This window comes from Rodentibacter caecimuris (assembly GCF_001019715.1).
In the GTDB taxonomy this organism is placed as follows: domain Bacteria; phylum Pseudomonadota; class Gammaproteobacteria; order Enterobacterales; family Pasteurellaceae; genus Rodentibacter; species Rodentibacter caecimuris.
Genome location: NZ_BBXJ01000001.1, coordinates 984961 through 997936, shown reverse-complemented (window position 1 = coordinate 997936; position 12976 = coordinate 984961). Strand labels below are relative to the sequence as shown.

The 12976-nt window shown below is 41.2% G+C and carries 17 protein-coding genes; 14 read left to right on the top strand and 3 right to left on the bottom strand.

The annotated features are described in order from the left end of the window. Positions 1-46 precede the first annotated feature (46 nt). Together recQ and cyaY are read right to left on the bottom strand one after the other, a co-directional pair. Positions 47-1894, bottom strand: coding sequence for a DNA helicase RecQ (recQ, locus tag PNEUHYL_RS04820; protein WP_059368818.1), 1848 nt, complete (start codon positions 1892-1894; stop codon positions 47-49). Position 1895: 1 nt separating this feature from the next. Next, entirely contained in the window at positions 1896-2201 is a 306-nt protein-coding gene (gene cyaY, locus PNEUHYL_RS04815) for an iron donor protein CyaY (protein ID WP_059366113.1), read from the bottom strand. A gap of 96 nt (positions 2202-2297) precedes the next feature. Here cyaY and lptM point away from each other — a divergent pair, with 96 nt between their 5' ends. Next, positions 2298-2414, top strand: a complete 117-nt coding sequence (lptM, locus tag PNEUHYL_RS13680) for an LPS translocon maturation chaperone LptM (RefSeq protein ID WP_077582750.1) — start codon at positions 2298-2300, stop codon at positions 2412-2414. Between the two features lie 15 nt (positions 2415-2429). Beyond that, a complete protein-coding gene (gene lysA / locus PNEUHYL_RS04805) occupies positions 2430-3677 on the top strand; it encodes a diaminopimelate decarboxylase (protein WP_059366112.1) in 1248 nt (415 codons plus the stop codon). An 87-nt stretch (positions 3678-3764) separates the two neighbouring features. Here the strand turns inward: lysA and PNEUHYL_RS04800 are convergent, their stop codons facing one another. After that, a complete protein-coding gene (locus PNEUHYL_RS04800; protein ID WP_059366111.1) occupies positions 3765-4190 on the bottom strand; it encodes a hypothetical protein in 426 nt (141 codons plus the stop codon). Between the two features lie 163 nt (positions 4191-4353). Between PNEUHYL_RS04800 and PNEUHYL_RS04795 the strand changes: the two genes are divergently transcribed. Genes PNEUHYL_RS04795 through PNEUHYL_RS04740 form a run of 12 tightly spaced genes read left to right on the top strand, consistent with a single transcriptional unit; the run spans position 4354 to position 12972 of the window. Next, positions 4354-4785 carry a hypothetical protein gene (locus tag PNEUHYL_RS04795; protein ID WP_059366110.1) on the top strand — a complete coding sequence of 144 codons (432 nt, stop codon included), beginning with the start codon at positions 4354-4356 and terminating at the stop codon, positions 4783-4785. A 2-nt stretch (positions 4786-4787) separates the two neighbouring features. Continuing rightward, on the top strand, positions 4788-5522 hold the full coding sequence (locus tag PNEUHYL_RS04790) for a beta-ketoacyl synthase chain length factor (protein WP_059366109.1): 735 nt from the start codon (positions 4788-4790) through the stop codon (positions 5520-5522). After that, positions 5507-6295, top strand: a complete 789-nt coding sequence (locus PNEUHYL_RS04785; protein WP_059366108.1) for a lysophospholipid acyltransferase family protein — start codon at positions 5507-5509, stop codon at positions 6293-6295. The genes PNEUHYL_RS04790 and PNEUHYL_RS04785 overlap by 16 nt, the downstream gene beginning before the upstream one ends. After that, positions 6273-6536 (top strand): phosphopantetheine-binding protein, encoded by a 264-nt coding sequence (locus tag PNEUHYL_RS04780; protein WP_059366107.1) that lies wholly within the window; start codon positions 6273-6275, stop codon positions 6534-6536. Before PNEUHYL_RS04785 ends, PNEUHYL_RS04780 begins: the two co-directional genes overlap by 23 nt. 2 nt (positions 6537-6538) lie before the next feature. Beyond that, positions 6539-6787: an acyl carrier protein gene (locus PNEUHYL_RS04775; RefSeq protein ID WP_059368817.1), complete on the top strand. Its 249-nt coding sequence runs from the start codon at positions 6539-6541 to the stop codon at positions 6785-6787. Beyond that, complete coding sequence (locus PNEUHYL_RS04770; protein ID WP_059366106.1) at positions 6787-8439, top strand: ApeI family dehydratase; 1653 nt, start codon at positions 6787-6789, stop codon at positions 8437-8439. Before PNEUHYL_RS04775 ends, PNEUHYL_RS04770 begins: the two co-directional genes overlap by 1 nt. 6 nt (positions 8440-8445) lie before the next feature. Next, a complete protein-coding gene (locus tag PNEUHYL_RS04765) occupies positions 8446-8994 on the top strand; it encodes a COG4648 family protein (protein WP_059366105.1) in 549 nt (182 codons plus the stop codon). Continuing rightward, positions 8984-10291 carry an AMP-binding protein gene (locus tag PNEUHYL_RS04760; protein ID WP_059366104.1) on the top strand — a complete coding sequence of 436 codons (1308 nt, stop codon included), beginning with the start codon at positions 8984-8986 and terminating at the stop codon, positions 10289-10291. The genes PNEUHYL_RS04765 and PNEUHYL_RS04760 overlap by 11 nt, the downstream gene beginning before the upstream one ends. Further along, on the top strand, positions 10291-11013 hold the full coding sequence (locus PNEUHYL_RS04755; RefSeq protein WP_059366103.1) for a glycosyltransferase family 2 protein: 723 nt from the start codon (positions 10291-10293) through the stop codon (positions 11011-11013). Before PNEUHYL_RS04760 ends, PNEUHYL_RS04755 begins: the two co-directional genes overlap by 1 nt. Next, positions 11010-11948 carry an LpxL/LpxP family acyltransferase gene (locus PNEUHYL_RS04750; RefSeq protein ID WP_059366102.1) on the top strand — a complete coding sequence of 313 codons (939 nt, stop codon included), beginning with the start codon at positions 11010-11012 and terminating at the stop codon, positions 11946-11948. The genes PNEUHYL_RS04755 and PNEUHYL_RS04750 overlap by 4 nt, the downstream gene beginning before the upstream one ends. Beyond that, a complete protein-coding gene (locus PNEUHYL_RS04745; RefSeq protein ID WP_059366101.1) occupies positions 11945-12388 on the top strand; it encodes an acyl-CoA thioesterase in 444 nt (147 codons plus the stop codon). Before PNEUHYL_RS04750 ends, PNEUHYL_RS04745 begins: the two co-directional genes overlap by 4 nt. Beyond that, positions 12388-12972, top strand: a complete 585-nt coding sequence (locus PNEUHYL_RS04740) for a LolA family protein (protein WP_059368816.1) — start codon at positions 12388-12390, stop codon at positions 12970-12972. The genes PNEUHYL_RS04745 and PNEUHYL_RS04740 overlap by 1 nt, the downstream gene beginning before the upstream one ends. Positions 12973-12976: the final 4 nt, after the last annotated feature.

Sequence of the window (12976 nt, the reverse complement as noted above, 5' to 3'; positions counted from 1 at the left end):
ATACAAAAAAGTGCGGTCAATTTTGACCGCACTTTTTACTTTGATCTTAAGCTTTCGCCAAAATTGCTTTATGTTCTTTAATCAACATGATAAAGGGTTGGGCAAATCGTTCTAATTTTATTGTGCCCACGCCGTTAATTTGTAACATTTCAATATTAGATGTTGGCATGTACTGTGCCATTTCCTGCAATGTTGCGTCATTGAACACGATATAGGGCGGGATATTTTCTTTATCGGCAATTTGTTTACGTAAAAAGCGCAGGCGGGCAAACAGATCTTTATCATAATTGAGCACCGCATTTCGTTGTGGGTTATGAGCCATTTTGCTAATCGCGGAAATACGCGGCATTGCAAGCTCCAAAGGCACTTCTCCTTTTAGCACGGGTTTGGCATTTTCTGTGAGTTGTAAGGTGGTGTTAAACTCTCCGATCACCTGCTGTATAAAGCCTAAGTGAATCAATTGGCGAATCACCGATTGCCAATGTTCCTTACTTTTATCTTTCCCAATACCATAAACGCTAAGTTTATCGTGTTGACGTTCGAGGATTTTCTGATTTTGCATTCCTCGTAATACCCCAATCACATATTGTGCCCCGAAACATTGTCCCACACGGTAAATAGCCGACATCACTTTTTGTGCATCCACTAAACCGTCATATTTTTTCGGCGGATCCAAACAAATATCGCAGTTATTGCAAGGTGTTTGACGATGTTCGCCGAAATAATTGAGTAACACCAAACGACGGCAAGTTTGACTTTCGGCAAATTCGCCGATGGCTTCTAATTTATGTTGTTCAATTTGCCGTTGGGGCGTTTCCGGTTTTTCAAGCAAAATTTTTTGTAACCACGCATAATCTGCCGCTTCATAAAATAATACGGCTTCAGCGGGTAAGTCATCCCGCCCCGCACGGCCGGTTTCTTGATAGTAAGATTCGATGCTGCGCGGTAAATCAAAATGTGCGACGAAACGGACATTGGATTTATTAATCCCCATACCAAAAGCTATGGTTGCGACTACCACTTGCACATTGTCGCGTTGAAAATCCTGCTGTACACGTTCACGTTGTGCCGTTTCCATTCCTGCGTGGTAAGCCGCAGCGGATATCCCTTTATTACGTAAACTTTCCGCTATCCGTTCGACCTTATTGCGGCTGTTACAATAAACAATGCCGCTTTTGCCTTTCTGAGCCAATACAAAACGGGTCAATTGTTCTGTCGGTTTGAATTTTTCTTCCAGTGTATAGCGAATATTTGGGCGATCAAAACTACCCACATATTTATATGGATTGTGCAGTTTAAGGTGGGTGAGGATATCTTGCCGTGTTGTGTAATCTGCCGTTGCGGTTAGCGCCATAATAGGGGCATTCGGAAAGCTGGATTTTAACCCGCCGAGTTGAGTATATTCAGGGCGAAAATCATGCCCCCATTGAGAAATACAATGTGCCTCATCAATGGCGATAAAACTGACTTGGCAATAGGAAATCAGCTGAAAAAAGCTGTTCGTCATCACCTTTTCCGGTGAAATATAAAGGAGTTTGAGGTTTCCGGAAATTAACTTATTTTGTACCAGCTGTTGCTGTTCAAGTGTTTGACTGGAGTTAAGGAACGCCGCTTCAATACCGTTAGCCTGTAATTGATCCACCTGATCCTTCATCAAGGAAATGAGAGGGGAGATCACCAGCGTAAGCCCATCGAAACAGAGAGCAGGAATTTGATAACAAAGTGATTTACCGTTTCCCGTTGCCATCACGACCAGCGTATCTTGCCCATTTAGTGCGGCATTAATTACTTCTTCCTGCCCTTTACGAAAAGATTGGTAGCCGAATACCGAGTTCAGCACGGAAAGTGCGGTTGGTTTTTCAACGGTTTTCGGTGAAAGAGACGGCGTGCTCATTTTAGAATTGAATCGTTTCACCATGAGCCGCACAGGCTTCCGTTAAACTATCCCAGAATCGTTGTCCGTCATTGGAAATCCACTCGCCATTTTTGAAGGCAAAATGAAAGCCGCCTAATTTACTGGCAAGCCAAAGTTCAAGCAATGGTTCTTGTTTATTGATGACAATTTGTGTGCGATTATCAAATGTCATGGTGAATACGGCACCTTGCGTTTCGCAATCGATATCCGCATCTTGTTGTTCTAATTTTTCCTCAATCTTTTGCCAAATTTGTTCAATGTTTTGATGAAATTCTGCAACATTCATAAAGTTTTTCTCTGCAAATCTGATAGAATGCGGCAGATTATAAAGCCTTTTTCCCCCTTATAAAAGGCGGATTTAACGATTAGTGAGAGAGAAAAAATGAAAAAATTACTGTCAATTTTAGTATTAAGTGCAGTTTGTGTGTTAGCAACCGGTTGTGGCGTGAAAGGCCCATTGTATTTTCCGGAAAAAGAGCAAACCCAACAACATCAATAATTGGTGAGATATAATATGAATTTTTTCCAATATCAAAATAATCGACTCTACGCCGAGCAAGTGCCGGTACAACAACTTGCCGAACAGTTTGGTACGCCGCTTTATATCTATTCCCGTGCGACATTGGAACGTCATTGGCATGCGTTTAATGAGGCGTTAGGTTCACATCCCCATTTAATTTGTTTTGCGGTGAAATCCTGTTCCAATATTGGTGTACTAAGTGTAATGGCGAAATTAGGTTCAGGTTTTGATATTGTCTCGCAAGGCGAATTGGAACGTGTGCTGGCTGTCGGTGGTGAGGCATCGAAAGTCGTCTTTTCCGGTGTGGCAAAATCCCGTGAAGAAATTATGCGTGCATTAGAAGTCGGCATCCGTTGCTTTAATGTTGAGTCGGTTTCCGAACTTAACCACATCAACCTCATTGCCGGAGAAATGGGTAAAATTGCCCCTATTTCCTTGCGTGTGAATCCGGATGTGGATGCCCATACTCACCCTTATATTTCCACCGGATTAAAAGAAAACAAATTTGGGATAGGCGTCGATGAAGCACGCGAAGTGTATCGATTGGCGGCAAGTTTGCCGAATGTCAAAATTAGCGGAATGGATTGTCATATCGGTTCTCAACTTACCGAATTGCAACCGTTTTTGGACGCGACAGATCGTCTAATTGTGTTAATGGAACAACTCAAACAAGATGGCATTGCTTTGAAACATTTAGACTTAGGCGGCGGTTTAGGGGTGACTTATACCAATGAAACCCCACCTCATCCCAGCGAGTATGCCAAAGCCTTATTGGAAAAATTAAAAGATTATCAGGATCTTGAAATTATTCTTGAACCGGGACGGGCAATCACCGCCAATGCAGGCATTTTGGTGGCAAAAGTCCAGTATTTGAAAAGTAACGAAAGCCGCAATTTTGCCATCACAGATACCGGTATGAACGATATGATTCGTCCTGCATTGTATGAGGCTTATATGAATATTGTGGAAATTGACCGCACTTTAGTACGTGAGAAAGCGGTTTACGATGTGGTCGGGCCGGTGTGCGAAACCTCGGATTTTTTAGGCAAACAGCGAGAACTTGCCATTGCCGAGGGGGATTATATCGCACAATGTTCTGCCGGCGCTTATGGGGCGAGTATGTCTTCCAACTACAATTCCCGCCCGCGTACTGCCGAAGTGTTAGTGGATGGCGACAAAGCGCATTTAATCCGCCGACGTGAAAGTTTTCAAGAACTTTGGGCGTTGGAATCCGTCATTTAATATTCTCTTAAAAAAGAAAGTGCGGTTGAAAAATAAATAGATTTTTAACCGCACTTTTTGATAGGAAAGAGACTCGTTTATCTCACCTTATTTAACAATATCTCCTTTAAGTGCTACGCCGCTAATAATATTTCCTGCATGGCATTCGTATTCCGTACGACTTTTAAAGGTATTCTTTTTATAGTAACTCACAATATTTCCAACCTTTGTCGCACCTTTTGATGCGGCTTTATCTTGCAACTGTTTTACAGCAGATAAAAATACCCACTGGCATGCTTTCTCATCACTTTTATTTGCCGCATTAGTTTTCTTATTTGTTACTGCGTTTGCGATAAGTACTTTTCCCGGTGCTGGTGTACCAAAATAAAGTTTGATATTTGGATTAAGTACCTCTGCAGCTTCCGGTGATTTTAATGCTTGACTAATAGATAAATGATGGGTTGTATCACGTGGAGCGCAGGCTGCGATTGCTAAAGTTGATACAATAATGCCGAGTTTTGCACTTAGTTTCATAGGGGAATTCTCCAAGGTAAATGAGTTGAAACGGGATCTTTATTTCAGATCGAAATTAAGTATAACATTTTTATTCTGATTTAAAATTATCTACATTGCTTTCAATGAATTAGCTAGGTAGAATTAGCTAGTTTTAAAGATTTTAATTTGAACAGGAGAGGGGATGAAAAACATTATTTTAGGGTTAATGGCATTTGGTTTAGCCGCATGTTCTGCGGGTGGGGTTGATGAAGGCAGCTTAAAACCTGTGAATCGTGCTTTGAATGTAAAGCATGTTTGTGTAAAAGGTAGTACGCGTGGTGCACCGGATCAATTTGTAGCCAGTTTAAAAACAAGCCTGAAAAAGAAAAATATTACCTCTGAATCAATCGCTAGCTCCAGTGATGCGAAGTGTGATTATATTTTAGCCTTTGGCGTAAAAGGTAACCGTAACATTGTGGCAAAAGCAAAACTACGTTTAATGGAAGTTAAAAATCAAAGTGAAGTTGGCTTTGTTCTTTATGCTCGCAAAGGTGATGAAAAAGATCGTGTTGCCGAAGTAGGTTTGCAAGGTCAAACTGATACTATGATTGGTCAATTATTCAAAGATTATTAATTATGTCAATCTGCCGCTTTTCATTCAATATTAAAAACTGGGCAATGGTTTGTTCTAAAAAACTAGAGTCAGACGATTGGAAAAAAGGAGAAACCTTTTGGCAAGAAAATGCGGTTAATTTTGAAGATGTTTCTCCTAAGTTAGCTTTTTTACCTCCGTTAAAACGTCGCCGATTAAGCCCATCCGCTCGTTTGTTTTTTGAATCAGCGTGGGATTTATTAGGCGAAAATAAAAATATTCCGGTAGTGTATGCCTCTTCAAATGGGGAAATTAATCGTAATTTTGATCTTTGGCATAGTTTATTGACAGAGGGAGATGTTTCCCCCACTTCCTTTAGCCTTTCCGTGCATAATGCTTTGGTAGGGCAATGGTCAGAACTTAATGGTGTAAAGGCGGAAACCACCGCATTAACCGCTCAACAAGATAATTTAGAGATCGCCTTGTTAGAAGCCTATTTATTATTGAACGAAGGAATAAAGCAAGTGTTGGTTGTTGTGGCAGAATCGCCTTTAGGAGATTCATACAATGTTTCACCCGTTGATCGCCAGCCTTTTTCTTATGCGTTAAGTTTGTTAGTCGAAAAAGGTGGTGATTACACATTGGAGTTAGGCGAGAGCGAGGGGGATCCTTCAGGCTCCGATAATGCATTAACTTGGGTAAAACATCAGTACTTGAGCATTAAAGAATGGAAAACGAAAAGTAGCGCAAAAGGAACTTGGCAATGGAGAAAAAACTAGATTGGATCGGACGTTTTATTGCCACTGCATTAGGTTTCCTTTTTTGGGGCGTGGCAGGTAGCTTATTTCAGCTCTATCTTTATCCTTATGCTAAAAATCATAAAAAAAATAGTTTGGCTACCCAATTTAAGATTCGTCGTCTAGTTAGTAAAATTTGGGCATATTTTATCCGATATTTAACTATTTCGGGTGTTCTCGAGGTGAAATATCAAGGTTTTGAACGTTTGGGACGCCAAGGACAATTAGTGTTGGTAAACCACCCGTCGCTACTCGATGTAGTATTGATTCTCTCTAAAGCCCCCGAACTGAATTGTATTGTAAAGAAAGAATTACTGAATAATCCTACAATGAGAAACCAAATTTTAGCCTGCGGTTTTTTACCCAATACCGAATCATTGGAACTTCTGGAAGAATGCGATGAGGTACTAAAAGAACAAGCGCTTTTGCTTTTCCCTGAAGGCACAAGAACCGGTTGGGATGGTGACATTAAACTCAATCGTGGTGCCGTATCTATTGGCTTGCGTAGTGCAAATATTATTACTCCAATCGTCATTAGAATGAATCCGCTGAATTTTAAAAAAGGGCAACCTTGGTATCAGTTGCCGAAAAAACGTATTCAATATGAACTTATTGTAGGAGAAGACATCAATCCGAAGGATTGGCTGGCAGAAAAACCATTACCGATTGCTTCTCGCCGATTAACCGAATATTTACAACATTATTTTAACTCTCAAACTAAGGATAATGAAAATGACACTCGAACAGCAACTTAAACAACTAATTATTGATAGTCTCGCACTAGAAGATGTTTCTATAAATGATATCGAAGACAATACGGTATTATTTTCTGATGAGGGTTTAGGACTTGATTCGGTGGATGCACTTGAATTAGGTTTGGCGGTACAAAAAACATTTGGTTTGCAGTTGGATAGCGAACAAAATCAATTACGTGAACATTTTGAAAGTGTTGCAACACTGGCACAATTTATTCGTAGTAAAAAAGGGGAAGTTTGATTGTGACTGAACAAGAAATCAGAGATTTACTCAGCGAAGCACTTCAATCGCTGTTTGAAATTGAACCGGAGCGAATTAAACCGGAAACCAATCTTTATGAAGAGTTAGAGATTGACAGCATTGATGCGATTGACTTGATTGATCATATCAAACGAAAAACGGGGCATAAATTACAGGCAGAAGATTTTCGCAATGTGCGTACCGTAGACGATGTGGTGCAAGCAGTGTTAAAACAACAAAACTCTGTGTAATGTTAGCCTATCTCCCTTCAGATCTCGTTGCCAATCAACCGGCTTGGACTTATGCGGATTTTGAGCAACGAGCCTTGCAGATTTCTGCGGAGCTCAGCATCCGCCAATTTCATTCTATTGCCGTTTGGATGGAAGATGGTGCTAAGTTGGCTTGCCTATTACTCGGTGCATGGCATGCTAATGTTCGTATATTATTTCCATCTAATTTTACCGAAGAAAGTATTCAATGGGTCAATCAGCATGCTCAATGTTGGATTACCGATCGCGAAGGAGAATTAGAGAACGCCTTTCAATTTGATGAATTTGCATCGCCCCCTTTTCAAAAAACTACACAAAATCGACCGCTCTTTGATTTCAACAATCAAACCGAAATTTGGTTAAAAACCTCGGGGAGTACGGGGGAGGCAAAAACTATTGTTAAAACTGCACAGCAAATGTGGCTCGGGGCTAATGTGCTTGCGCAAACCTTACCTTTTGCAAATGGCAATGCCACTACGGTGATTAGCACTGTGAGTATTCAGCATATTTACGGTTTAACCGTACATATTCTGATGGCATTGGTAAAAGGTTGGCGAATTGGGCGCATTCAACAGTTTTATCCGGAATGTATTTTTGTGCAAGCGAAGCAATGCAAATCAGCTGTGGTGGTGAGTAGCCCGTCAATGTTAGCAAGTATGGAATGGAAGCAAGCTAAATTGCCACAAAGTGTAATTGGTCTTATTTCATCGGGCGGTATGTTGGCGGAAGATTTATCGCAAACTATCCGTCGTTATGTACCGCTTGTTGAAATTTACGGCAGTACAGAGACCGGGCCAATCGCTATCCGTGAAGATATCGGTTTATGGCAATCTTTACCTGAAAGTCGGCTTGGCACCAATGAGCAAGGGGAATTATGGATTGAGGGAAGTTGGCTTTCCCAACGAGAACAAACCGCTGATGTCGTGAAGTTTGAAAATAGTGGTTTTCTCTTACTGGGGCGTTCCGATCGGATTGTGAAAATTGGAGATAAACGCATTTCTTTGATTAACGTAGAAAATACATTAATTCAGCACAACTGGGTAAGTGATTGTTATATTGCAGAGCATCCAGAAAAAAAACGCTTAGCATCTTGGGTTGAATTGAACTGGGAGGGCATCGCATTTCTGCGTGAAAAAGGTCATCGGGCATTGGTTCGGATCTTAAAAACCAGTCTTAAATATTCTCAGGAAGAGGCGGCTATTCCACGTTTTTGGCGTTTTACCGATACTTTACCTCGTAATACCCAATCAAAAATAAATAAACTGGCATTTAACCGCACTTTCTTAGAAGATTGCAAAGAGCCTATTTGGCTAGAAGAAAAATGTGAGGGCAATATATTTCAGGCTATGGGTAAAGTACCGTTAGACTTGGTTTACTTGAAAGATCATTTCTCTGAATTTCCACTTGTACCGGGTGTGGTGGAATTACAATGGATCTTTGAGCAAATAGCAAAACTTGTGCCACAACACTACACGTGTTCACACCTTGATAAATTAAAGTTCCAAAAATTTCTTCGTCCGGCGGATCAATTTACATTAAACCTCAAATGGGATGAAGCCAAAGGCAAGGTAGTTTTCCAACTCACCACTGAAAATGAGGTATGCTGTAGTGGCGTGGCGGTGTTGGTAAATTAGGCGGTTTTGATGAAAGCCATTATCAATTTAGTTTTATTTTTTGCTAGTCTTGCTTATCCGATTTATTGGTTATGGGGAGAAAGTTCACAGGTTTTGGTTTTACTGCCTTTTATTATCGGCTTTTTTTGGGGATTAAAAGGGATTTACGAACAAACTGCTATGCGGTATTTCTCGTGGGGTATTGCCATATTACTGATGATTGTCGGTATCACCCGCACCGATGAGATGATGTATGGTTATCCGATTATGATAAACGGCTTGATGTTGGTTATTTTCGGCACAAGTTTATGGCAAAAACAAACCATCATTGAACGTTTTGCCCGTATGCAAACCCCGAACCTGAGTGAAAAAGGTGTACGTTATACCCGTAATGTTACCCTGATTTGGTGCGGCTTTTTTATCTTCAACATTGCGATTTCAAGTATTACGATTTATTCCAATTTACTTGATTATTGGGCATTATATAACGGTTTCATTTCGTATCTTTTAATGGGCATATTAATGGCGGGAGAATGGATTGTCCGCCAATATATGAAGAAGCATTATGAAAAATAATTTTACGCCTAACACCTTAATTGCATTAAACCCTGAGTGGAAATGGCAGGATTTTGCCGAACGCTCACAACAAATTACCGCACAACTTAAACAAGATAATGTACATTCGGTGGCATTTTGGTTTGATGATGCTGCCAGTTTTGCTTGTGCTATATTGGCTTGTTTTAATGCCAATGTTCGAATTTTACTTCCGCCTAACTTATTGCCGGAAAACCAACAGTGGATCGCCGAGCATAGTGATTTTTTATTTGATGACAAGCGGTTTGAAACTTACGGAATTTTGCAAAAAGTTAGCGAAAACCGACCGCTCTTTGATAAAGAAAATCAAACGGAAATTTGGTTGAAGACTTCAGGTAGCAGTGGCGAACCCAAAATTCTATGTAAAACGGCACAACAAATGTGGATTGAATCACAAGCGATCGTCTCTTCTATCCCTTTTAACACGCCGGATTTTCACATCGTTTCAAGCGTTTCCGCACAACATCATTATGGATTGTCTTATCGCATTATGCTGCCGTTAGCGATGGGCTGGACAATTGGTCGTCAACAGTTGCCTTATCCTGAATATATGATCGCGGAGAGTCTATATGCCAAAAAATGTCTTTGGATCAGCAGTCCTGCGTTATTAAACCACTTAAATACGGCTGACTCACGTTTTGCTGATTTTAATCTTGCCGGCATCATTTCAGCAGGTGGCGTATTGCCTATTCACGTGGGCAATGCTTTACGGGAAAAACTCAACACAACCGTGGTGGAGTGCTATGGTAGTACGGAAACCGGCGCGATTGCTTTTCGGGCTGACGATGGACTTTGGCGCCCAACCCCATTTACTCAAGTGGGATTGAATGAACAGGGCGCATTGTGGGTGGATTCCCAATGGCTTAATCAGCGGGAACAAACCGCCGATGCGGCAGAATTTTACGGTGAACAATTTAAACTACTGGGGCGGATTGATCGCATTATCAAGTTTGGTGATAAGCGAATTTCGCTCGTCAGTATTGAGCAGCATTTACTCCAACAACCTTTGGTCGCAGATTGCTACATTGCCCCACACCCGAAGAAAGCACGCCCTGCTGCTTGGGTAGCCTTAACGGAAGAAGGCATTCGTGTTTATCATCAACAAGGACGAGTTGCCTTGATTGAACAACACCGTCATTTTCTAATGCAATCGCAAGAAATGGCCGGTATTCCTCGGTTTTGGCGTTTCACTCAACAGCTACCACGTAATAGCCAATCTAAAATCAGTCGTTTGGATTTTAACCAAATTTTTCTCACTCAACAGGACGATAACTTGTAATGCATAAGGTACTGGCGGTAATCCCTCACTACAATCACTCAGGCACTATTTGCAATGTGGTGAAACAGTTTTTAGATCTTGGCTTACCTGTATTGGTCGTGGATGATGGTTCGACTGTCGAACAGCAAGCAACCTTACAAACCCTACAAAATAGACAAGATGTTTCTGTTTATTTTCGTTCACAAAATGGCGGCAAAGGGGCGGCAATGAAAAGTGGTTTTAAATATGCCGTAGAAATGGGATTTGATTATGTCGTACAAGCTGATGCAGACGGGCAACATGATCTTGCCGATGTAAAAATAATGCTGGAAAAAATGCAAAAAAATCCCACCGCACTTATTTGTGGTCGCCCGATTTACAGCGATGATGTCCCCAAATCCCGCCTTTATGGACGTAAAATTACGGATTTTTGGAATGTCATTCATACCCATTCTTTTGATATTAAAGACGGAATGTGCGGTTTTCGCCTTTACCCGCTCAAGACTTTGCAAAATTTACTCAAAAATGAACCGCTTGGAGATAGAATGGATTTCGATATTGAAATTCTGATTAAAGCTCATTGGTATCAAATTCCACTTATTTGGGTAGATACGTCGGTGCATTATGAGCAGGGAGGCGTATCACATTTTCGGGCGTGGGCAGATAACTGGCTGATTAGCAAAATGCATACCAAACTTTTCTTCGGTATGTTAGCCCGTTGGTTGACAGGAAAACCACTATGAGTGAGCAACACTCGCAGCATTGGGCGAAGCAGCAGGAGCGTGGTAATCATTTTTTCTTAAATCTTACCCGCTTAATTGTGCAGTATTTACCGTTATTTGCTATTCGTGTCGTGACCTTTTTTGTGGTGTGTTATTTTTTTGCCACATCAAAAAACACCCGTAAGAATATCCGCACTTATCAATATAATCTTAGCCGGAATTATCCAAAGGTAAAACTCCCTACGTTCTCGGTTTTTCGACAATTTTTAGCTTTTGGCGAATCAATTACCGATCGCTTTGCAGTATGGCAACATAAAATGACTTATAAAGATTTAACCGTTGATGATGCGGATAACCTTTATCAAGATATTCGTGCAAGCCACCAGCATCGCGGACAATTACTCGTTTGTTCCCATTTCGGTAACATTGAAGTATGTCGTTCTTTAGTGGGCGATGGACATCACCCAAATTTTCGCTTGAATGTATTAGTACATAGCCGTCACGCAGAAGCCTTTAATCGAGCTTTAGTGAAAGCGGGAGCAAGCGAATTATCACTGATTCAAGTGGAAGATTTAGATGCACAAAAAATGCTAGAGCTGCACGAACGCTTGGAACGTGGCGAGTGGATTGCTATTGCGGCGGATCGTATTCCGGTGCGGGGCGATAAAATGGCGAAAATTAATTTTCTCGGGCAAGAAGCCGATTTTCCGCAAGGGGTATGGTTTTTAGCCTCACTGTTAAAAGCCCCGATCAATACCGTTTTTTGTTTAAAAGAACAAGGGCGTTACCGCTTGAAATTACGCCGTTTTTGCCCGCAAATTACGGGGCGTGGAAAAGAACGGGAAGAAAACATTCGACAAGCTATGCAACAATATGCCGATTGCCTTGCCAAAGAATGTGAAGCCAACCCGCTTCTTTGGTTTAATTTTTACGATTTCTGGAAAAAATCCGAATGAAAAAACACATTTTCTGCTACCACGTTTCCGAATACGATATTCAATTTTTTGATGTGGATTCGATGGATATTATGTGGCACGGACATTACGTCAAATATTTAGAAATGGCTCGTTGTGCTTTATTGGAAGAAATTCATTACACCTACGATGTGATGAAAAACCAAGGTTACGCTTGGCCGATTGTGCAGTTGAACGTGAAATATGTTCGTCCTGCCTTATTTCGCCAAAAAATCCGTATTGAGCTGAACCTAGTTGAATATGAGAGCAGTCTTCGCATTGATTATGTCATCCGCGATGCCCTTTCAGGAAAAAAACTCACCACGGCGAGTACCACTCAAGTAGCGGTGGAAATCGCAAGCGGAGAAATGCAATTCCAAACGCCGAACTGTTGGCGAAGTGCGGTTGAAAGTCACCCGAGTTTTAAAGCGGAGCAAAGATGATGAAGAAAATTATTTTTCTCTTGGGCTTATTGATAAGCACTTGGTCGTATGGTTTTTCAGAGCAAGATTTAATCAGTCAGCTGCAAAAACCACAAAGTGTACAAGGCGATTTTGTGCAAGAACGCCATCTTAAAGCTCTCAGTCGCCCGATTATAACTGAAGGGGAATTTACGCTTGTGGCAAATAAAGGGTTGTTATGGCAAATGGAAAAACCCTTCCCCATCCAACTTCGAGTGACCGAAAAGGGCATTATGCAGTGGAACGGCAAGCAATGGATCAATAATGGCAAATTAGGGCAAGCAGAGCAAATCCGACTTTTTTTAGGCTTGCTTTCGGGGGATGTGAATGGGTTGAAGACGCAGTTTAAACTGGCATTAAGCGGTACGACAGAACAATGGAAAGTCACGCTAACGCCGGACTCCCTATTGATGAAACAGATCTTTAATCAGATCACAATTCAAGGTAATGAGGTAGTGAAAAGAATTCAGCTTGATGAAACTCAGGGCGATAGAACTGACATCACGTTTAAAAATAATCGAATTAATCAGCCTTTGGCAGATTTTGTCCGTCAGGCATTGGAATAATTTG

Bases quoted from the DNA above. Each gene is read 5' to 3' on its own strand.
- recQ (WP_059368818.1), bottom strand. From the start codon at position 1,894: ATGAGCACGCCGTCTCTTTCACCGAAAACCGTTGAAAAACCAACCGCA.
- PNEUHYL_RS04785 (WP_059366108.1), top strand. From the start codon at position 5,507: ATGGAGAAAAAACTAGATTGGATCGGACGTTTTATTGCCACTGCATTA.
- PNEUHYL_RS04795 (WP_059366110.1), top strand. From the start codon at position 4,354: ATGAAAAACATTATTTTAGGGTTAATGGCATTTGGTTTAGCCGCATGT.
- PNEUHYL_RS04800 (WP_059366111.1), bottom strand. From the start codon at position 4,190: ATGAAACTAAGTGCAAAACTCGGCATTATTGTATCAACTTTAGCAATC.
- PNEUHYL_RS04745 (WP_059366101.1), top strand. From the start codon at position 11,945: ATGAAAAAACACATTTTCTGCTACCACGTTTCCGAATACGATATTCAA.
- PNEUHYL_RS04770 (WP_059366106.1), top strand. From the start codon at position 6,787: ATGTTAGCCTATCTCCCTTCAGATCTCGTTGCCAATCAACCGGCTTGG.
- PNEUHYL_RS04760 (WP_059366104.1), top strand. From the start codon at position 8,984: ATGAAAAATAATTTTACGCCTAACACCTTAATTGCATTAAACCCTGAG.
- PNEUHYL_RS04790 (WP_059366109.1), top strand. From the start codon at position 4,788: ATGTCAATCTGCCGCTTTTCATTCAATATTAAAAACTGGGCAATGGTT.
- cyaY (WP_059366113.1), bottom strand. From the start codon at position 2,201: ATGAATGTTGCAGAATTTCATCAAAACATTGAACAAATTTGGCAAAAG.
- lysA (WP_059366112.1), top strand. From the start codon at position 2,430: ATGAATTTTTTCCAATATCAAAATAATCGACTCTACGCCGAGCAAGTG.
- PNEUHYL_RS04740 (WP_059368816.1), top strand. From the start codon at position 12,388: ATGAAGAAAATTATTTTTCTCTTGGGCTTATTGATAAGCACTTGGTCG.
- PNEUHYL_RS04750 (WP_059366102.1), top strand. From the start codon at position 11,010: ATGAGTGAGCAACACTCGCAGCATTGGGCGAAGCAGCAGGAGCGTGGT.
- PNEUHYL_RS04780 (WP_059366107.1), top strand. From the start codon at position 6,273: ATGACACTCGAACAGCAACTTAAACAACTAATTATTGATAGTCTCGCA.
- PNEUHYL_RS04755 (WP_059366103.1), top strand. From the start codon at position 10,291: ATGCATAAGGTACTGGCGGTAATCCCTCACTACAATCACTCAGGCACT.
- lptM (WP_077582750.1), top strand. From the start codon at position 2,298: ATGAAAAAATTACTGTCAATTTTAGTATTAAGTGCAGTTTGTGTGTTA.